The following is an 18,995-nucleotide window of genomic DNA, read 5'->3' as shown; positions in this document are numbered from 1 at the left end:
TGCGTATATGCAAGGAGAAAAAGTCATCCCCAGGCAAAAATTTGCTCTGATATACATAATTGCCGGCTCAATCCTTTTCGTATTGGGCTTTATCCTGAAATTTTTGCTGTACACAAAGAAAATGTATGATATGCCGTGGTTTCTGGTCGGAATCGGCGCATGTCTCGGAATTTACGGCGGACTGCAGATTCTGAACGCAAATCGTATCGGAACCGACGTTGTGATTTCCCGAAAAACGGTGAAAACCTTTTTAACGAATTATGCGATTATCCTCGCACTGCTCGTACTGGTTGTCATCATCATCTTTATCCAGCCCCGTTTCATGCAGATCCGGGTTCTGCTGGATATTATGACACAGTCTTCCACAAGGCTGATTATCGCTTTGGGAATCTGCTTTACCCTTTTGATCGCGGGCACCGACCTTTCGGCAGGCCGCATGGTCGGTCTGGCGGCGGTTATTTCCACCTCCATGATGCAGACGGCGGACTACGCGAACCGGTTCTACCCGGGACTGTCGCAGATTCCGGTCATATATGCCATTGTGGCGGCGGTCGTTGCCTGTCTGCTGTTCGGCGTGCTGAACGGCTTTCTGGTCGCGCAGTTTGATATGCATCCGTTCATTGCAACACTGGCTGTGCAGGTTATCGTTTTCGGCGCGTGTTCGCTGTATTTCGACATGCCCCCGAACCATTCCCAGCCGATCGGCGGTATCCGCAGCGACTTTACCATTCTGGGTCAGTTCAAGTTTTTCAAAGGTTTTGCCGGAGGGATTTCGATTCTGATTCCGATTGCTTTGCTTATCACGGCAATTATCTGGTTTGTGCTGAATAAAACCGTGTTCGGCAAAAATGTTTATGCAATCGGCGGCAACCGGGAAGCGGCCGTCGTATCCGGCGTAAACGTATACGCTACCATTATGGGCATCTTTATTCTGGCCGCAGGCCTTTACGGCATCGGCGGCGTGCTGGAAGCGGCAAGAACCGCCGGCGCTACCAACAATTACGGCAACGGCTATGAGCTGGACGCCATCGCGGCGTGCGTGGTCGGCGGGGTATCGTTAAACGGCGGCGTCGGGAAAATCGGCGGTATTGTATCCGGCGTTCTGATTTTTACGGTTATCCAGTACGGCCTTCAGTTTATCAACGTAAGCCCGATGTGGCAGCAGATTATCAAAGGAATCATCATCGCCATTGCGGTTGCGATCGATCTTTCGAAATACAGAAAAAAATAAACAACACCTATTTTTGCCTCATACCATTTCTCAGAAAGCCTGCGCAGATTTCTGCGCGGGCTTTTTGCAGAAAAATCTTTTCTATGAAAAATAGAGAGAAGCAAGTATGTTACAATAGAACAAAATAGCATGAATTGGAGTGAAAAATTTTATGGGACTTTACCGTATCCTTCTTGCCGACGACGAGGAGGAGATACGCGAGGGCATCATAAAGAAAATAGATTGGGGAAATTTAGGCTATACGGTCGTGGGCGACGCTGAAAACGGGCTGGACGCGCTGGAAAAAGCCGAGCATCTGCACCCGGATGTTGTGATGACGGATATTAAAATGCCGTTTATGGACGGGCTGGAACTGGGAAGCCGCCTGCGGGTTTCCATGCCATCCACAAAGCTGATCATTTTTTCCGGCTTCGATGATTTCGAATACGCGCAGAAGGCGATAAAAATCAACGTGGCCGAGTATGTGTTAAAACCGATCAATGCAAATGAGCTGACGGAAACGCTGAAAAAGATGAAGCAGCAGCTCGACAGCGAGTTTGCGGAGCGGCGCGACGTGGAAATGCTGCGCAAAAGCTATATGGACAGCCTGCCGGTGCTGCGCGAGCAGTTCCTTGTGGGCCTGATCGAAGGCCGCATTTCGGAGGAGCGGATGCGGGCGCAGGCGCCGCTGTTTCAGATTAACCTCCTCGCAGAGGGCGGCTGGGCGGCCGCGGTTGTGCGCGCGGACTGCTCGCCGCGGGACGGCGCCGCCCTGCGCGAGGAGGAACTGATTCCGATTTCCCTCAAGCGAACCGTGGACGATATACTGGGAAATTACTGCCGTTTCGCCGGGTTCCTTTACTCCGACTGCGTTACGGTGATTGCGGAGCTGGACCCGAAAACCGGCGTGGTGCCGCTGATCAACGGGATGAACGAGGTCTGCAAGTACGCGGAACTCGTTCTGGGGGTAAAAATGCTTTCCGGCGTGGGAACGCCCTGCTCCTCCCTGCCGGATATCCGCCACTCTTACCGCGAGGCGCAGAACGCGATGGACTACTGCGCGGCCATGGGCGCGGGCAAGGCGATTTATATTTCGGACGTGGAGCCGGAAACTTCCGTAAAGCTCCAGTTTGACGAACACGATGAGCGGGATCTCTCCAACGCCATCAAAATGGGTTCGGAAGAGGAAATCCGGGAAAAAATCGGCGCGCTGTTCGCCCGTTTCGAAAGCTTGCTTCTTCCGCCGAACCAGTACCAGATTTATCTGATGGAAATGATGACTTCCCTTCTCAAGGTAATGCACGCGTATGAGCTGAGCACGGAGGAAATCTTCGGGGAACATTTCAATTATGCAAACACGATTGCAGCCCTGCGTTCACCCGCGGAAATGAAGCAGTGGTGCATTGAATGCTGTATTAAGATCAGCGCGCTGGTCAAGCATGAGCGGATTCATTCCACCCGGGTGCTGGCGCAGAACGCAAAACAGTATATTGCGGAAAATTATCAGAATTCGGAGCTTTCCGTGGAGAGCCTGTGTTCCTTTCTTCACGTAAGCCCCACTTATTTTTCAACCGTTTTCAAGCGGGAAACCGGCATGAGCTTTGTTGCATACCTTACGGAAGTGCGTTTGCAGGAGGCGGTCAGCCTTTTAAATACGACAAATGATAAAACGTACATCATCGCCGGAAAGGTCGGCTACATCGAACCGAATTATTTCAGCTATGTCTTTAAGAAGAAGTTCGGCGTGTCCCCGTCAAAATACAGAGGTCAGTAAGGTTTGCTGTTTCGATTACCGTACAACCCCTGTGGAACGGAGTGGATTTCCATGCGAAGAAAAGCAAGGGAAATACTTGATAAAATCACGCATTTCCTTCAGAAAAGAAGTCTTCAGTTTACCATATCGCTTACCTTTACCGCCGTTTCGGTTATCGGAATGCTGATTGTCGGGCTTTCCCTGTCCATGCGGTATATCAACCTGAGCGAAAAAATGATCGCCGAAGACAACACGCACATGGTCAACCAGGTGAACCTGAATCTGGATACCTATCTCCGCAACATGATGCGCATTTCCGATTCCATGTATTACCGCGTCATTAAAAACGCGGATCTGTCCACCGATAATATCAGCAACGATATGAGCCTGCTGTATGAAACGAACCACGACCTGCTGATCAGTATCGGGGTATTTTCCAATTCCGGCAAGGTGATTGCCGCCGAGCCGCTCGCGCAGTTAAAGCCATCCTCCGGCGTAACCGACCAGAGCTGGTTTACAAACGCTTCCCAGAAAATTGAAAACAGCCATTTTTCCACCCCGCATGTCCAGAACCTCTTTGCCGATCCGGACAATAAATACCACTGGGTGGTTTCGCTCAGCCGCGCCGTGGAACTCACCAACGCCGGTTCCATTACCCACGGCGTCCTGCTGGTGGACATGAATTTCAGCGGGATTGAGCAAATCTGCAAAAACGTGGATATGGGGGAATCCGGATACATTTATCTGACCAACGGGGACGGCGAGCTGATCTACCATCCGAGGCAGCAGCTGATCTACTCGAACCTGATGCAGGAGAACAACGCGGCCGCGGCGCATTACGACGATAGCAGCCACAGCGAAACCTTCCAGGGGCAGAAGCGGATGGTCACCGTAAAAACCGTAGGCTATACCGGCTGGAAAATCATTGCCGTAACGCCCATGCAGGATATTACCTCCAATTACCAGCAGATTCGGATTTTTGCGGGCTTCTTTGTTTTCTTCTCCATCTTCCTGATGGTTTTTCTGAATATGTTCCTTTCTTCCCGCATCGCCAACCCGATTAAGGAGCTGGAGCATTCGGTCCGGGACCTCGACAAGGGAAACCTGAACAGCGTGGACATTTCCGTTTCCGGTTCCTACGAGGTTCAGCATCTGGGAAAGACGATCCGCTCCATGGTGGACCAGCTGCACAAGCTGATGGACGATATCGTTGCCGAACAGGAATCCAAGCGCAAAAGCGAGCTGGACGCGCTCCAGTCGCAGATCAATCCGCATTTCCTTTATAATACGCTGGACTCCATTATCTGGATGGTCGAAAACGAGCGGTACGACGGCGCGGTCACCATGGTTACGGCGCTCGCAAGGCTTTTCCGCATCAGCCTGTCCAAGGGGAAGAACATTATCTCCGTCGCGGATGAGCTGGAGCATGTGCGGAATTACCTGACCATTCAGAAGATGCGCTATAAGAATAAATTTGTTTATGAGATCGACGCCGAGCCGGAAACGCTCCATTATGCCACGATTAAGCTGATTGTTCAGCCGCTGGTGGAAAACGCCATTTATCACGGCATGGAGTTTATGGGCGGGGACGGCGAAATCCGGATTCATGCCTACCAGAAGGAAAACAGCCTGTATATCGATATCATCGACAACGGGCTGGGGATGCCGCAGGAACAGGCGGACGCGCTTTTAACGGAGACGCGTGTGCGCGGGAAAGGCTCGGGCATCGGGCTGAAAAACGTACAGGAGCGCATCCAGCTTTACTTCGGAAGTGATTACGGCCTTGCGATTTACAGCGAACCGGACGAGGGCACAACCGCAAGGATTCACCTTCCGCTGAAAACGCTCGAGGAACTCGATAAGGGAGGCGACGGCAAATGACCCGGAAAAAGATTTTTGTATTTTTCCTGATTCTTTTTGCGTTTATCGGTTCCTTTACCCTTTTAAACCGGGACCGCTATTTCGGCAAGAAGATCAGCAGCCCCTACGAAATTTCGGTGATCTGCCGGAGCGGCAGCGCGGAAAGCAGTACTTCCGTCCGGCAGGGAATCGATCAGGCGGCGAAGGACCTGAATGCGGAAATCAGTTTCATTACCCTTTCCAGGGAAAACAACGCCGAAGAGCAGGTTTCCCTTTTAAAGAGGGAAATCCGCAACGGCGCAAACGCGATTGTCATATCGCCCGTCAATTCGGAGGATTTGAAGCAGCCGGTGGAGGAAGCGATGAAAAGCGTTCCGGTTGTCGCCATGCAGTCGACGGTGGAATCCATCAAGGGTCTGCCGCTTATCTCCTGCGACAACGAAAAGCTGGGCAGCGCACTTGCGCAGGCGGCCGCGGGAAACGGCAGGGTCCCCCGCCGGATTGCCATCCTGCGCAACAGCATGGACTGCAGCAGCATTCGTCAGCGGTATTCCGGCGTAATGAAGATACTCGGCTCCGGCAAAAATAAAATCGAGTACTGGGATATTCCAAACGGAAGCCAGGAGGCGTACGACACGGCGAAAGGAATGCTCCAGAGCAGCATGGCCGACACCATTATCGCGCTGGACGCCTCCACACTGGAAGCCGCGGCAAAAGCGGAGCAGGACCTTTTAAAAACCGGCAGCGCCGAAGTGCAGATTTTCGGGATGGGCAGGACGAACACGATCGTTTCCCTTTTGGACGGACAGATTATTGATTCGATCGGCGTGGAAAACGAGTACAATCTGGGCTACCTCAGCATTCAGACCGCAGTGGATAAAATCAATAAAAAACAGAACACGGACTATCCCAGCATCAATTTTGCCGTTGTAAACCGGAAGAACATGTACAGCCCCGAAAACCAGAGACTGCTTTTCCCGTTTTCAAGATAAAAGGAGGGTTCTATGAAAAGAGTGATGTTGGCGGTATTTGCCGCGATTCTCCTGCTTTTTCCGCTCGATGCCTGCCATCCCGCCGGCAAAGGGGAAAAGGTGGAGACGATTAAAATCGGCGTTACACTTTACCGCAAGGAAGATACCTTTGTGGCGAGCCTTTGCAGTGACCTTGAAAAAATTGCGAAACAGAAGGAAGCCGAGTCCGGTAAAAAAATCGTTATTAACATGGTTGACGGGCAGTCCAGCCAGGCGCTGCAGAACGATCAGGTGGACAGCTTTATTTCCCGCCGCTACGACGTAATCTGCGTCAATGAAGTCGACCGCACGTCCGCCGCGGTGATTGTGAATAAAGCGAAGGCCGCCGATATTCCGGTGGTTTTCTTTAACCGCGAGCCGGTCGAAGAGGATATCCGGCTGTGGAACCGCGCGTATTATGTCGGCGCGGACGCGGCGCAGTCCGGCCGCTTGCAGGGGCAGATTATTGCCGAGGCGTTCGCGAAAAATCCGGCTTTGATCGACCGGAACGGGGACGGAAAAATCCAGTATGCCATGCTGGAGGGCGAGCAGGAGCATCAGGACGCCCTGCTCCGCACGGAATACTCCATCAAGGCGGTGACCGGGGCGGGCATAAAAGTGGAAAAGCTTGCCGACGATATTGCAAACTGGCAGCGCGCGCAGGGAACGGCAAAAATGAACCAGTGGCTTGCAAAATACGGCGACCGGATTGAAGTCGTGTTCTGCAACAACGACGATATGGCGCTCGGCGCAATCGATGCGATCAAAGAAAGCAAGATTAAACAAAAGCCGGTTGTTGTGGGAATCGACGCGACGGAAAGCGGATTGAACGCCATAGAGGACGGCAGCATGTTCGGAACGGTCTATAACGACGCGCAGGGGCAGGCCAAAGCGATTTTCGATCTTTCCTACGCCCTTGCCACCGGCGGCGACCCGTCTGAAAAAGTGCAGCTGCAGGACGGGCATTATGTATGGGTGCCCTACCGAATGGTAACCAAGCAGAACGCGGATGATATTATGAATATTCTTCGAAATTAAATAAATCCATTTGCCATACATTCCCATTCTCTTTTATTTGACAAATTTTTCAAATTTCTATATAATAATATAGTTAGAAAAAAATAAACTACGAACAGGAGATAGGAAATGGCAACTTGCGAAAAATGCGGCGCTGCAATGGAGGATGGCCAGACGATTTGCCCACAGTGCGGAGAGCCTGTGGCGCAGCCGAAAGACCGGCCTGCCGCTGCGGACAGCGAGGCAACCTTAGAAAGCACACCCCTGACACCGGCAGAAAACGCGGTGGAAGAGCACCCGGAGGAAGAACATGCGGCGGAAGCGGGAGAGCACCCGGCGGACTCCCATTTACAGCCGGAGCGCAAACCTTTACAGAAGTCGAAGAAAATAGGGATTATTGTGGCGTGCTGCGCCGTGTTTCTCTTACTTTGCGGATTTGCCGCAAAAACGTATTTTGCCCGTGATCTGAAAATGCTCGTCATGGGAAACAGCAAATACATGCAGTCCATGGAAAGAAGTACGGCCGAAGCGCTCGCCGGCCAGACGGTTGGCGCCGTTGACATGGTGATGCAGCAGCTTCCCACTAAAAATAACAATATTGCGGAGGAGGGTAAAGTTTCTCTCCACGTTGATCTGGACAATGCCTTCAAAGAGATGGTGAAACCGCAGCTTGGCGGCAAAGAGGAAGTCCTGGATAAAACACTCGACTACATAAACTCAATCTCCATGGAAGCCGGTTCCAATATCAATAATCAGCAGATGCAGTCCAATACCGTTGTAAAGGACAAATCCGGAAAACTGTTTTCCGTGAATATGTTTATCGATAAAGACGGCAAGTATCTGATGCAGATGCCGGAAATTTCGAAAACCTATTTCGTTATGGAAAACAAGGGCGTCCGCAACCCGGTAATGGCTGCTTCCAACCTCAGTTATGATCACGATAAGCTGAATGCAAGCCTCCGTGCCCTGACTCAGCCGTATGTGGAAGCGGTACAGAACGGAAAAGTTACGGTTCAGAAGAATCAGAGCCTGAAGGTAGGCGATGTATCGGTCAATAACGCGGCGAAGGTTTCCGTAACCTTTACCGAGGAACAGTTAAACCAGGTTATGAAAAAAACGCTGGAAACAATGAAGAAAGACGATTACCTCTGCACCTATCTTTCCGAAAATTACAACCTGTTTTCCACAACGGAGAAGATGGATAAACAGAAATTCCAGCAAATGCTCGACGAATACAGCAAACAGATTGAAAGCGATACCAAGGCAACCTTTACGGTTTCCGCATATGTTCTGGCGGACGATACGCAGGTTGCCCGCAGTTATGAATTTAATGACGGCAGCGCATCCACCAAAGGCGCAGTAAACTTCATCTTTCAGCAAAAACAGTTTGCGGCGAACGTCATCGCAAACGATAAGGAATATTTTTCGGCGAAGCTGCTCTTTCATACGGCGGACAGCGGCGTAATGCAGGTTTCGGTCAAGGATCCGGACACTTCCGGGGATATGGGATTGAAAATTGATTTTTCGGATGTTAAAAAAGCAAAGTTCGCGAACAAGGATACCCTGCTCGGGAAATTTAATGTCTCCCTTTCCGACCCGAAGGGGACGCTTCAGAACGCATTCCTGCCCTCCGTGGGGCAGAATCCATGGGCAAAGGATTTGCTGAAATCAACCCTCAAGCTGGAATGCTCGATGCAGGGCGATACATTCCATTCGAATTGTACGCTGGATATAAAAGGCATTGCAACCGTGAAGCTGACCGGCGAAACGAAGCAGAAAACCAGCGGCGCGATTACGATTCCGTCCGTTAAAGAGGACGAAGCCATCAAATTGGACACTTCCGGAACCGGAGCCCAGCAATACGAATTGCAGAAAAAATTCCCCGGTGAAGTGATGACGTATCTGTCCGCGCAGCTTGGCAAAGATAAGGAATTGGCGGATCTGCTGCAGGAATTCGGAATCAATAAGACTATCATTGATTATTACCGCGCGCAGTTACAATAAGAAATTCAGATAAATGCAAAAGCGCCGCTCATTGAGCGGCGCTTTTGCTTCTCTCTGTTTCTTTCGGGCGGAATTCCGGTATCCTACGTTCAAAAAGAAGGCGGCCGGATGGATTACGAACAAGACCGGGCCATGCACCTAGGTTTGTTCGGAATCGGCACCGCCGTCATCCTCGCCCTTCCCGACACGCCCTATAAACCGGAGAATCCGCCGGGCAGGGGCATTGTGGCCGACGCCCCGATAGAGAACCATGCAAAGCAAAATTCCGGCGCCCATCGTTGCCGAAAGCAGAATCCAAACGTAAGTTAAGGAAAATTCTGTGAGAATCAGACCGCCAAGAACGGAAGTGAGGATTGCTCCGCTTCTTACAGACAGGGAGGATAAGGACAGCATGCTGGACCGATGGCTGTTCTCAATGGAAGCATGAAGTATCGTGTTTTCAAATAAGTTGCCGGCCCCTAAAACGGTATAAGTCAGGACGAATAAGAAAATAAAGAGAAATATGTTTCTGCATAATCCCAATGAGAGAATGATGAATGGAAGCAAAAGCCGCAGGGACCAGTAACCCATCATCGACCGCCCGGTCTCTTCGGACGCATGCGAATACTTCCAAAGCTGCTCCGCCCCTTTGCTGCCGAGACTCGCTCCGAAATATCCCAGGCAATTAATGATTCCAAAAACCCAGCTCAGGTGTTCCGGCAGATAAAGCTTTAGTGTGGGCTGCCAATAGGTCTCAATGGTGCAGAGGCCAAGGCCGAGCATGGCGGACATGGCAAGTATGGTCATGACAATTTTGGAGTGTTGTATGGAAGAAAAAAGGGAGCGTATTTGATTTTTTAATTGCACGGCGGGCGTTCCGTCCATTGGCTTTTCCCATGTCTCCTTCACAAAAAGAACGGTGAGGGTTAACAGCAGGAATTCAAGGAGGATACAGACCGTTAGAAGCAGAGTATAGGTGGGATCGAAATATCCGAGAAAGCCTCCGCAGAGAGAGCCGGAGGCTAATCCCGCGCATTCAAGGACCGCCAGCGTGCTGCTGATTTTGGGAATTCCCTCTTCCCCGTTTTCTTTTATATACGATTCTATCTCCAATACTTCGATGGACCCGGAACTGAAAGCCTGGCCCATTCCCTGAAAGCCGCAGGCAACCGCCAGGAGAAGGAAATGACGGCTAAAAAGAATCAACAGGAAATTGCACAGGATGAAACACTGGGAAATCAGGAAGATTCGTTTCCGCCCGATAAAATCGGTGAGGATTCCGCTCGGAAGTTCCAGAACCACCACCATAGCCGCAAAGATACCGATACAAAGCGATAATGTTTTCAGAGTTGCGCCATGCGAGAGCAGAACCAGAGAAAGCACCGGCGTCATGATTCCTATACGAAAGGAATTTGTAAAAAAGATAATTTTGTGACTTGGCTCCATGTCAATCCTCCCTATTCTCTGAGAAAGTGACCGCAACTTAGCTAGATTTATGAGGAAATGCGATGACAGCGGTTTCCCATGGGACGGTGTTGGGGGCAGGCTCCATATGATCGGCATAAAATTCCATGATGAATTTCTTCATCTGCTTCGCTTCTTCCTCCGTTAAATAAAGGATACCGTTCATGGTGTCGCCTGTTTCCATCAGGTTACTTCGGTCTTTTACCTGCTCCATATTTTCCTTAAAACCGTTCCAAATCTCATTCATGAAATAGTCCGAGAGCAGGGCGCGTTCTGCTTTTAAATCATCGTTCTTGTCATTGCCCAGATTGATTACGACAGGAAGACGTTTGTAATATTTCGCTTGGATTCCGTGGATCGATTCCGTATGGTCCAGACCGATTATCCCCAGCTCCGCCAGCTTCTTTAAGTGGTAAGAGACGGCGGAGGCGGAGATGCCCAGCTGGTCGGATAATTGTTTAGAGGTCATGGGCGCTGCGTGGATATCCATGACTTTTAAAAGACGCTGCCGCTGGGGATTCATATAGATATCCAATTGCTTTCGCGTAGTTAATGTAATATGAGTAGGCATAACGGTTTCCCCCTTATAATACTATTCAACATTACATATATTATATCGTTACATAATATGTAATGTCAATAGTCTTGCATATTTTCTTTGTAATAAAACAAATACCCCCTGCAATCTGAATGATCAGATTGCAGGGGGTATCGGCGTTCCGCCTTTCGGGCGGCTCTTTTCATTTTAGAAAGCTTAGGAATTGTTTTTAATGAAGTTCCAGTTGTCCCTGCACATGTCGTCAAGGGAATACTTTGCTTCCCAGCCGAGTTCCTTTTTCGCTTTGGAAACGTCGGCGTAGCATTCGGCAATATCGCCGGCTCTGCGCGGGGCAATGGTGTACTTTACCTTTTTGCCGCTGGCCTTTTCAAAGGCGTGAACAACGTCCAGAACACTGCTTCCTTTGCCGGTGCCAAGGTTATAAGCCTGCGCGCCCTCAATATGGGGGAGCTTCTCCAGCGCTTTCAGATGGCCGGTTGCAAGGTCGCATACGTGAATGTAATCGCGTACGCCGGTTCCGTCCGGTGTCGGATAATCGTCTCCGAAGATGTTCAGGCATTCCAGCTTGCCGACGGCAACCTTCATGATGTACGGCATCAGGTTATTCGGAATGCCGTTCGGATTTTCGCCGATCAGACCGCTCTGGTGGGCGCCGATCGGGTTAAAGTAGCGCAGAAGCGCAACCTTGAAGTTTTTGTCCGCAAAGCAGACGTCCCGTAAGATGTTTTCAATCATCAGCTTGGTTGTGCCGTAAGGATTGGTGGTGGAAAGGGGCATATCCTCGTTGAACGGCGCTTTGTTGTTCATGCCGTAAACCGTCGCGGAAGAACTGAATACCAGCTGATAGACCTTGTATTTCTTCATTAACCGCAGAAGGTTAAGGGTGCCGGTCAGATTGTTGTGGTAATATTCCAGCGGCTTTTCAACGGATTCACCCACGGCTTTCAGCCCGGCAAAATGGATGACGGCGTCAATTTTATTTTCCTGAAAGATTTTCTCAAATCCATCGTAATCGAGCATATCGCACTCGTAAACCGGGAAGGTTTTCTTCGTCAGTTTTTCAACGATTTTTACGACTTCGGGGGAGGAATTGCTGTAGTTGTCCATCACAACGATGTCATAGCCGTTGTTCAGAAGTTCAATGCAGGTATGGGAACCGATATATCCTGCTCCGCCGGTTACTAATACTCTCATCTTGAATTCTCCTTATAACGTTTGTATGCCTCGCGAAGCTCCTGTGCGGTTTCTTCGGGGCAGGTTGGGTTACAGCACGCCCATGCGCCCGTTTCACTGGAAGCGTTGAATTTCTGCTTTTCCGCGCTCCGCATCGGTGGGAAAAATTCAATGTGGAAATGAAAATCCTTTGAATAATCACCCATGTTGACCGGAGCATTGTGCATGCACATCATGTAGGGGAACCGGTAGCCGAATAAATTGTCCAGCATCCCGACGGTGTCGCGGATGGTCAGCCCCAGTTCGGTTTTTTCCTCTTCGGTAAAGTCCGTCATATACTCCGTATGGCGGTTGGAAAGGATGTACACGCCGTAGGGATATTCGCAGTAAAACGGAAGAAACACGGTAAAATACCTGTTTTGAAAGATAATGCGTTTCTTTTCCTTCAGTTCATTTTCCAGCATGTCGCAGAACAGGCATTTGTGCTTTTCTACATAATACTCTTTTGCCGAGCCGGTTTCAAGTTCAAGCTTTTTAGGAAGAAAGGAATATCCGTAAATCTGGCCGTGCGGATGGGGCATGGTTACGCCCACCACGTCGCCGCGGTTTTCAAACGGGAAAATATATTTAATTTTTTCATCCGTACGCATAAAAGCGAACCGTTCGCACCATAAGTCCACCAGCTTGCGCATATGCTCATCCGAAAGCTCCGGCAGGGTTTCGGTGTGGTTCGGGGAATACAGAATCACTTCGCATTTGCCGTAGCTCGGTTTTACCTTGAAGAAATCGGTTGCAACGCTGTCCGGCTCGGGCGGGTTCTGCGAGAGCGCCGGAAAGTCGTTGTCGTACTCCATTACCTCGTAGTCCGGCACGTTGCCGAAGCTGGGGCAGAACGGGCAGTAGTCCTTCGGCATCTGCGGGCGGCCCTGCCGGTTTGATGCAATCATGATCCAGTCTTTTATTAATGGGTGCCATCTTAATTCAGCCATGAAAAATCCTCCGTAGTTTATAAAATCCTTGTGCCGCCGACCGGCCGGATCGACAGTACGTGGCAGCTTCCTTCGCCGAGCACGGCCTCCATTTTGCCGACAAATTCCGTGAGGTATCCGTCGGGAACAAAAGTCTGAACCGTTCCGGCAAATCCTCCGCCGTGTACGCGGTACGCTCCGCCCTTTCCGTCCAGATATTTCTGGCAGAGGGCGAGCGTAAGGGAAACGCCCTGCTCCTGCACATGCGACGGGGAAAAGACGTTTTGCAGATACATATAAGACGAATAGCCGCTTTCAATAATCAGCTTTTTAAATGTTTCAAAATCGCCGCGGTTTAAGGCTTCGGCTTCCTGCTTCGCCCTTCTGTTGTCCGCGTAAAAATGGATGGCGCGCAGCACCGCACGGTCGCCCGCCTGCTTCCTTACTTCCGCAATCTCCCGGTAAAACGCATCCTCGCCGACTTCGGAGAGAACCTCTTTCCCGAAGTACGCCGCAACCGCCTTCATCTCCGCCGGAATCGCCGCGTAATCCGGAGTTAAATCGGCATGGCTTCCCTTGGTATCGATGATGCACAGGGAATAGCCGCATTTGGCAAAGTCAAAATCGACCTTTCGCACCGTCGGATTTTCGGCGTCCCGGAAATCAATGGCGACAAAACCGCCGACCGAGCTGGCCGCCTCATCCATCAGGCCGCAGGGTTTCCCGAAATAAACGTTCTCGGCGTACTGCCCGATCTGCGCGACTTTCAGCGCGCTTTCCTTTCCGCCGCAGAACAGATCGTTTACGATCGTGCCGATCAGCACCTCAAACGCCGCCGAGGAGGAAAGCCCCGATCCCGACAGCACATTGGAGGTGGTATAGGCTTCGAATCCGCCGACGCGGTAACCCATTTGGGCGTACCGGCTTAAAATTCCGCGGATGAGCGCGGAGGAAGTGTTCTTTTCCTCCTTCTTTTTTCCCAGATCGTCCGCGTCCAGCGTGTCCGCGGGGTAACCTTCGGATTCCACCTGAACCCGGCTGTCCTCCCTTTTGGAGACAACGGCGATTACATCGAGGTTTACGCTTGCCGCAAGCACGTTCCCGCGCTGATGGTCGGTGTGGTTCCCGCCGACCTCCGTGCGGCCCGGCGCGCTGAAAATACGGATATCGCGATCCGTACCATATCGTTTTTCAAAGTTTTCGATCGCTTTTATCAGCCGGTTTCGATAATCCTTCGCTTTATCCGGATTGCAGACGTAAAGATAAGCCAGTTTTACATCTAAGTTTCCGTTTGCAATCCATTCTTTTGCTTTTGAAGAAAGCACCACGATCCCCCCTGTATCAATAAAGTCTGTCAAAAGATTATGGAATATCTGACTTTATTCTATTCTTATCCTCCGGTTGTTGCAAGGACAAAATTCTCAACTTTATGGAGAAATGTTGTGAACCGAAAAATCGTTCCTTGCAGTTTATTTTCGCATGTGATAAAATAAATCATAATTATAAGAAATTTACATTTGTGTAGAAAAGGGCAAAGAAAAGAGGGAGTTTATGAATAAAAGATTTGCTGCGGTAGTTGTGCTGTTTATCCTGTTCAGCGTGGTTTTGTCACGGGTTATGAAACCGGCGACCGTGCAGGCGGCGGAAAACCTGATGACGGACGTTCCGGCAAAAAAGCCGGCTGCGGATGCGCAGGTAAGCAAGGATTTTATCCGTTCCCAAACGGCTTTTTCCGTCCGGCTGTTCCAGAAAACCGCAATCAAGGATAAGAACACGCTGATTTCCCCGGTTTCGGTCAGTCTTGCGCTCGGCATGACGGCGAACGGAGCGGGCGGAACGACTTTAAAACAGTTTGAAAACGTACTGGGCGGCAATATTGCGGAGATGAATCAGAATTCCGCCATTTTGCAGAACCGGCTGCAATCCATTCAGAACGGAAAGTTCCAGGCCGCCAATTCCATCTGGTTCCGGAACCAAAATTTAAAGGTGGAAAAGGACTTTCTCCAGAAGAACGCCGATTACTACGGCGCCGGTGCGTTTCAGCTCGATTTTTCCAGCCCGTCTGCGTCCGATAAAATCAACGGCTGGGTTAAAGAGAACACCGGCGGAAAGATTGATAAAATGGTGGGGAAAATCGATAAAGACACGATGCTTTACCTGATGAACGCCCTGTATTTTGAAGCCGACTGGAAGAAGCCTTACTACCAATATAATGTTCAGGACGGCACGTTTCACTCGCCCGCAAAAGACCGCACGGTGCCGTTCCTTCATTCCGACGAACTGTATCTCCACGACGGCGGCGCGCAGGGGATTCTGAAACCATTTAAGGATTCCCGCTTTGCCTTCGCGGCGATCCTTCCGAACAGCGGCACAGATTTGAGCACCTATGTTTCCAAGATGACCGGGGACAGCTTTACAAAACTGCTCGGTTCTTCGGATAAAGAAACAGCCGTGTGCAGTTTCCCGAAATTAAAGTATGAATACGGAACCGAATTAAACGGCGCGCTCAAAGCGCTGGGCCTGACCGACGCGTTTGACGATAGGCGGGCGGATTTCCGCCCCATGGGAAGTTCGCCGAACGGCCCGCTCTTTATCAGCAACGTGCTTCACAAAACCTTTATTCAGGTGGATGAACTGGGCGCCAAGGCGGGCGCTGCGACCAAAGTGGAAATATCGGCAACAAGTATGCCGATTCCAAATAGGAACAAAATCGTGTTCGACCGCCCGTTCCTTTTTGCGATTGTAGACACGGAAACGAACATACCGGTCTTTATGGGAGCGGCTTATAATCCGTAAAATGTTCTTTAGGATGATTATTTAGATTCAATATAAATATTTGCTCTGCTCCGGACGATATATATTATGGTTTGCAGGTAGGCGCAGCGAAAGGAATCGCTGCGGACGGATTTTTAAGGAGAAAAACCATGCGCATCCAACACAATCTCAGCGCGATGTTCGCACTGCGGCAGTTTGCAATCCATCAAAAGCTGTGCGAACGGAGTATCCTAAGGCTCTCTTCGGGGTACCGCATCAACTCGGCCGCCGACGACCCGGCGGGGCTTGCCGTTTCCGAAAAAATGCGCTCCCAGATCCGCGGGCTCGGCGCCGCCCGGAATAATACGCAGGACGGAATCAGCCTGATTCAGACCGCCGAGGGGAACCTGAACGAAGTGCATTCCATTTTAGATCGAATGATGGAGCTTGCGACACAGTCGGCCAACGGGACGTATCAGAATGAAACGGACCGAAAGTTTTCCGAAAAGGAATTCGACGCGCTCCGGAATGAGATCGACCGTATTGCCAATACGACGCAGTTCAACGGCCAGTATCTGCTGAACGGCAATTTCGCGAAAAAGGAAGGCCCAAAACCCGGCGGATTAACGCTTCAGGTCGGAGCAGACGGTTCCGCGGCCAGCCGGTTTACGACGTATCTTCCGAATATGGGCGCCGCCGCGCTCGGCATTGCCGATGTCTCCATCCTTACGCAGGAAGATGCCCGAAAAGCAATGGAATCCATTAAAAAGGCCATCGACAACGTTTCAGAAGCCCGGGCGGATATGGGGGCGGCGCAAAGCGCGCTGGAACATACGCTGAGCTGCATCGACACCATGTCGGAAAACCTGACTTCTGCGGAAAGCCGTATCCGGGATGTGGATATGGCGGCGGAAATGATGGAGCTTGCCAAGCAAAATGTTCTTATGCAGGCAAGCCTGGCGATGCTGGCGCAGGCGAATCAGCAGCCGCAGCTAATTTTAAAGCTGCTGGATTCCTGTTACGTCAAGCACGACAAATAGCAAAAAGAAAAGCTTCGGTACCGAAAATCGGCTCCGAAGCTTTTTCTGTTTATATTTACTGTCTTTTTTCCCAATAGATGTCGACATAGTCGCCGTCCGCAAGCGTTTGCAGGTACGCGGCGTCCTGACCGTTGACATGCAGAACGATGTTTCCCTGCGGCTTCGACAGGTCGATATCCACCAGATTCAGCATATCGATCAGGCGGTACGGGGTTTTGTCCGGCTTCGGTTTCAGCGAGAGGGGGGCGTGGTTCAGCGTAATATGAACCTTATTTTCCGGCGGTTCCGCATCCGTTTCCTGCGCCGGTTTCGCTTCCGGCTGCGGTTCGGGCTTTGCCGGCTGCGCCTCTGCGTCCGTTTTTGCGTATTCAATCCGGTCGCCCTTGCAGAGCGCGGTATCCGGCTTTACGGGTTTCCCGTTAATGATAAAAGCCTGTTCTTCGTCTTCGCCCAAAAACTTAAGAAGCTCCCGCAGGGTGCCGATGGAGTAGGTTCGCACCTTGTCGCGGGCGCAGAGCGGCTGCTCCGGCTCGGCGGGCTGGCCGTTTACGGTTGCGCGGGTGCCGATTTCCACTTCCATGCCGTTAAAAAGCACCTTGCAGGGCGCCTGAAAATGCACAACATCCTCCAAAGAAGGGTTCGCGTTTTCGCCCGGGACAGCCGGTTCGAACACGATTTCATCCCCGGCCTTGATGAGTGCGGTAATGCTGCTTTCCGCGCCGTTCAGCAGGATGCGCGCCGCGCTGGGGTGCCCGCCGTACAGGACTTTTTTCTCGCCGTTCAGGTCAATGATTATGCTCTGGCCGGAGCGGCTGATGAGCTGGTTGTAAGTATATCCGTTCATCAAAAGGACGTCCAGAATGGTAAGCTTGCCGCTGCGGAACAGCTTGGCTCGGCTGCCGTTCAGCCGGATGGAAAAGCTGTCGTTAATCAGGTTGAGCGCGGCGGATACGGCAATGCCCAGCGGGGTTGCGAATTCCGGCCCGGTCACGTCCTCGTCGGATGAGGAAACATGCATCAGGAAGTTGTTGCCGCCGATCGCCACGCGGCTTGCCGGCAGTTTCAGGTATTCGGAAACGCATTCGCACAGGCCGGGCAGCTTGCTGCCGCCGCCGACCAGAAATACGGCGGAGGGCGCGCCTCCGTTCGCTTCGGTAATGCGGTCGCAGATTTCTTTGCACAGGATTCGCTTAACCGGTTCGGTTTCCTGCTTTACTTCTTCCGGCGTAACGGTATGCTCCAATCCAAGGATATCCTTGAACGAAATCTCGCTTTCGCCGCTCATCTTCATTTTTATATCCTCCGCCGTTGTAAAATCGACGAGGTACTTTTTCATAATCGCTTCGGTAATTTCGTCGCCGGCAATCGTCGCCATTGTGTAGCCCACCACGCCGCCGTCTTTGGAGATGGCGATGTCCGAGGTACCCGCGCCGATATCCACCAGCGCCAGGTTTAACAGGCGCAGCTTCTGCGGAATCGCCGCGTTCATGGCGGCGATCGGTTCCAGCGTCAGGCTGGCGACTTCGAGTCCGGTCTTGTGCATGGTCGTATACAGGCTGTCGACCACCTCGCGCGGAAGGAACGTTGCGATCACTTCTACGCTGATGCGCTGCCCGCGGTGCTCAAGGAGGTTCGATATCGGATAATCGTCCAGATAATACTGGACGACGGAATACCCCACAAGGTAGAATACCGGCTGGTTTTCCTCGCCGGTTTCGGGGGCAAACTGCTGTTCCGCCGCTTCGATCGCGCCCGCCTCCAAACGGCAGATCATTTCTTCGTCGATGGACTGCGACGGTTTCAGCTCCATTTCATAGGAGGCCTTCTGCGTTCGGAGTGCGCGTCCCGCCGCGGCGACGCAGACGTGGCGCAGCGGATAACCCAGCCGTTTTTCCAGCCGGCTTTTGGCAAGACCCGCGATACGGCTTACCTGCTCGATATCCTCGATCTGCCCGTCGATCATGGCACGCTTCGGGTGCTCGACCGTTTCAACCGCCGATATCCGCAGCATTTCGCCGTCCATCACGCCCACAACGCCGATCACGCTCCGGGTGCCGATATCGAGCGCAAACACATAATTCTCCGGGGTCTCCCCGGCAGCCGTATTTTGTTTCTTTTGTTTTTCCTTTTGCATCGTTCGGCCTCCACTCGCAGAATTCCAGTTTACGACCATAAATTCCATTTTATTTTACTATAAATTCACA

Annotated in this window: 14 protein-coding genes; 8 read left to right on the top strand and 6 right to left on the bottom strand. The window is 51.4% G+C overall.

The annotated features are described in order from the left end of the window. Positions 1–7 precede the first annotated feature (7 nt). The 6 genes from mglC to OUY18_RS05010 all read left to right on the top strand — a co-directional run bounded on the left by mglC (position 8) and on the right by OUY18_RS05010 (position 8,854). On the top strand, positions 8–1,231 hold the full coding sequence (gene mglC / locus OUY18_RS05035) for a galactose/methyl galactoside ABC transporter permease MglC (RefSeq protein WP_268057641.1): 1,224 nt from the start codon (positions 8–10) through the stop codon (positions 1,229–1,231). Between the two features lie 139 nt (positions 1,232–1,370). Further along, on the top strand, positions 1,371–2,984 hold the full coding sequence (locus OUY18_RS05030) for a response regulator (RefSeq protein WP_326492978.1): 1,614 nt from the start codon (positions 1,371–1,373) through the stop codon (positions 2,982–2,984). 51 nt (positions 2,985–3,035) lie between these two features. Then, positions 3,036–4,844, top strand: a complete 1,809-nt coding sequence (locus OUY18_RS05025) for a cache domain-containing sensor histidine kinase (protein WP_268057640.1) — start codon at positions 3,036–3,038, stop codon at positions 4,842–4,844. Then, positions 4,841–5,815, top strand: a complete 975-nt coding sequence (locus OUY18_RS05020; RefSeq protein WP_268057639.1) for a substrate-binding domain-containing protein — start codon at positions 4,841–4,843, stop codon at positions 5,813–5,815. The genes OUY18_RS05025 and OUY18_RS05020 overlap by 4 nt, the downstream gene beginning before the upstream one ends. 12 nt (positions 5,816–5,827) lie before the next feature. Further along, positions 5,828–6,871, top strand: a complete 1,044-nt coding sequence (locus tag OUY18_RS05015) for a galactose ABC transporter substrate-binding protein (protein WP_268057638.1) — start codon at positions 5,828–5,830, stop codon at positions 6,869–6,871. A 108-nt stretch (positions 6,872–6,979) separates the two neighbouring features. Next, positions 6,980–8,854: a zinc ribbon domain-containing protein gene (locus OUY18_RS05010; RefSeq protein ID WP_268057637.1), complete on the top strand. Its 1,875-nt coding sequence runs from the start codon at positions 6,980–6,982 to the stop codon at positions 8,852–8,854. 138 nt (positions 8,855–8,992) lie between these two features. Here the strand turns inward: OUY18_RS05010 and OUY18_RS05005 are convergent, their stop codons facing one another. The 5 genes from OUY18_RS05005 to OUY18_RS04985 form a co-directional block, all read right to left on the bottom strand. Next, the gene (locus OUY18_RS05005; RefSeq protein WP_268057636.1) at positions 8,993–10,279 is read right to left on the bottom strand and encodes an MFS transporter; all 1,287 of its coding nucleotides are present in this window, start codon (positions 10,277–10,279) and stop codon (positions 8,993–8,995) included. A 37-nt stretch (positions 10,280–10,316) separates the two neighbouring features. Further along, positions 10,317–10,868 (bottom strand): ArsR/SmtB family transcription factor, encoded by a 552-nt coding sequence (locus OUY18_RS05000; protein WP_268057635.1) that lies wholly within the window; start codon positions 10,866–10,868, stop codon positions 10,317–10,319. Positions 10,869–11,051: 183 nt separating this feature from the next. Further along, a complete protein-coding gene (gene galE, locus OUY18_RS04995) occupies positions 11,052–12,050 on the bottom strand; it encodes a UDP-glucose 4-epimerase GalE (RefSeq protein WP_268057634.1) in 999 nt (332 codons plus the stop codon). Further along, a complete protein-coding gene (gene galT, locus OUY18_RS04990) occupies positions 12,047–13,018 on the bottom strand; it encodes a galactose-1-phosphate uridylyltransferase (RefSeq protein WP_268057633.1) in 972 nt (323 codons plus the stop codon). The genes galE and galT overlap by 4 nt, the downstream gene beginning before the upstream one ends. Before the next feature lie 17 nt (positions 13,019–13,035). Further along, positions 13,036–14,322, bottom strand: a complete 1,287-nt coding sequence (locus OUY18_RS04985; protein WP_268057632.1) for a galactokinase — start codon at positions 14,320–14,322, stop codon at positions 13,036–13,038. A 226-nt stretch (positions 14,323–14,548) separates the two neighbouring features. Between OUY18_RS04985 and OUY18_RS04980 the strand changes: the two genes are divergently transcribed. Together OUY18_RS04980 and OUY18_RS04975 are read left to right on the top strand one after the other, a co-directional pair. Continuing rightward, positions 14,549–15,793: a serpin family protein gene (locus tag OUY18_RS04980; RefSeq protein ID WP_268057631.1), complete on the top strand. Its 1,245-nt coding sequence runs from the start codon at positions 14,549–14,551 to the stop codon at positions 15,791–15,793. 128 nt (positions 15,794–15,921) lie between these two features. Further along, on the top strand, positions 15,922–16,791 hold the full coding sequence (locus OUY18_RS04975; protein WP_268057630.1) for a flagellin: 870 nt from the start codon (positions 15,922–15,924) through the stop codon (positions 16,789–16,791). 55 nt (positions 16,792–16,846) lie between these two features. On the opposite strand, the gene OUY18_RS04970 is transcribed toward OUY18_RS04975, so the two are convergent. Beyond that, entirely contained in the window at positions 16,847–18,925 is a 2,079-nt protein-coding gene (locus OUY18_RS04970; RefSeq protein ID WP_268057629.1) for a cell division protein FtsA, read from the bottom strand. Positions 18,926–18,995: the final 70 nt, after the last annotated feature.

It is taken from the genome of Caproiciproducens galactitolivorans, from assembly GCF_026672255.1.
Classification (GTDB): Bacteria; Bacillota; Clostridia; order Oscillospirales; family Acutalibacteraceae; genus Caproiciproducens; species Caproiciproducens galactitolivorans_A.
Note: the sequence above shows the minus strand (reverse complement) of the source record. Positions and strands in the feature narration are given on the sequence as shown.

Excerpts from the sequence above, each read along its gene's own strand:
- mglC (WP_268057641.1), top strand. The coding sequence starts at position 8 with ATGCAAGGAGAAAAAGTCATCCCCAGGCAAAAATTTGCTCTGATATAC.
- OUY18_RS05025 (WP_268057640.1), top strand. The coding sequence starts at position 3,036 with ATGCGAAGAAAAGCAAGGGAAATACTTGATAAAATCACGCATTTCCTT.
- OUY18_RS05020 (WP_268057639.1), top strand. The coding sequence starts at position 4,841 with ATGACCCGGAAAAAGATTTTTGTATTTTTCCTGATTCTTTTTGCGTTT.
- OUY18_RS05015 (WP_268057638.1), top strand. The coding sequence starts at position 5,828 with ATGAAAAGAGTGATGTTGGCGGTATTTGCCGCGATTCTCCTGCTTTTT.
- OUY18_RS05010 (WP_268057637.1), top strand. The coding sequence starts at position 6,980 with ATGGCAACTTGCGAAAAATGCGGCGCTGCAATGGAGGATGGCCAGACG.
- OUY18_RS05005 (WP_268057636.1), bottom strand. The coding sequence starts at position 10,279 with ATGGAGCCAAGTCACAAAATTATCTTTTTTACAAATTCCTTTCGTATA.
- OUY18_RS05000 (WP_268057635.1), bottom strand. The coding sequence starts at position 10,868 with ATGCCTACTCATATTACATTAACTACGCGAAAGCAATTGGATATCTAT.
- galE (WP_268057634.1), bottom strand. The coding sequence starts at position 12,050 with ATGAGAGTATTAGTAACCGGCGGAGCAGGATATATCGGTTCCCATACC.
- galT (WP_268057633.1), bottom strand. The coding sequence starts at position 13,018 with ATGGCTGAATTAAGATGGCACCCATTAATAAAAGACTGGATCATGATT.
- OUY18_RS04980 (WP_268057631.1), top strand. The coding sequence starts at position 14,549 with ATGAATAAAAGATTTGCTGCGGTAGTTGTGCTGTTTATCCTGTTCAGC.
- OUY18_RS04975 (WP_268057630.1), top strand. The coding sequence starts at position 15,922 with ATGCGCATCCAACACAATCTCAGCGCGATGTTCGCACTGCGGCAGTTT.
- OUY18_RS04970 (WP_268057629.1), bottom strand. The coding sequence starts at position 18,925 with ATGCAAAAGGAAAAACAAAAGAAACAAAATACGGCTGCCGGGGAGACC.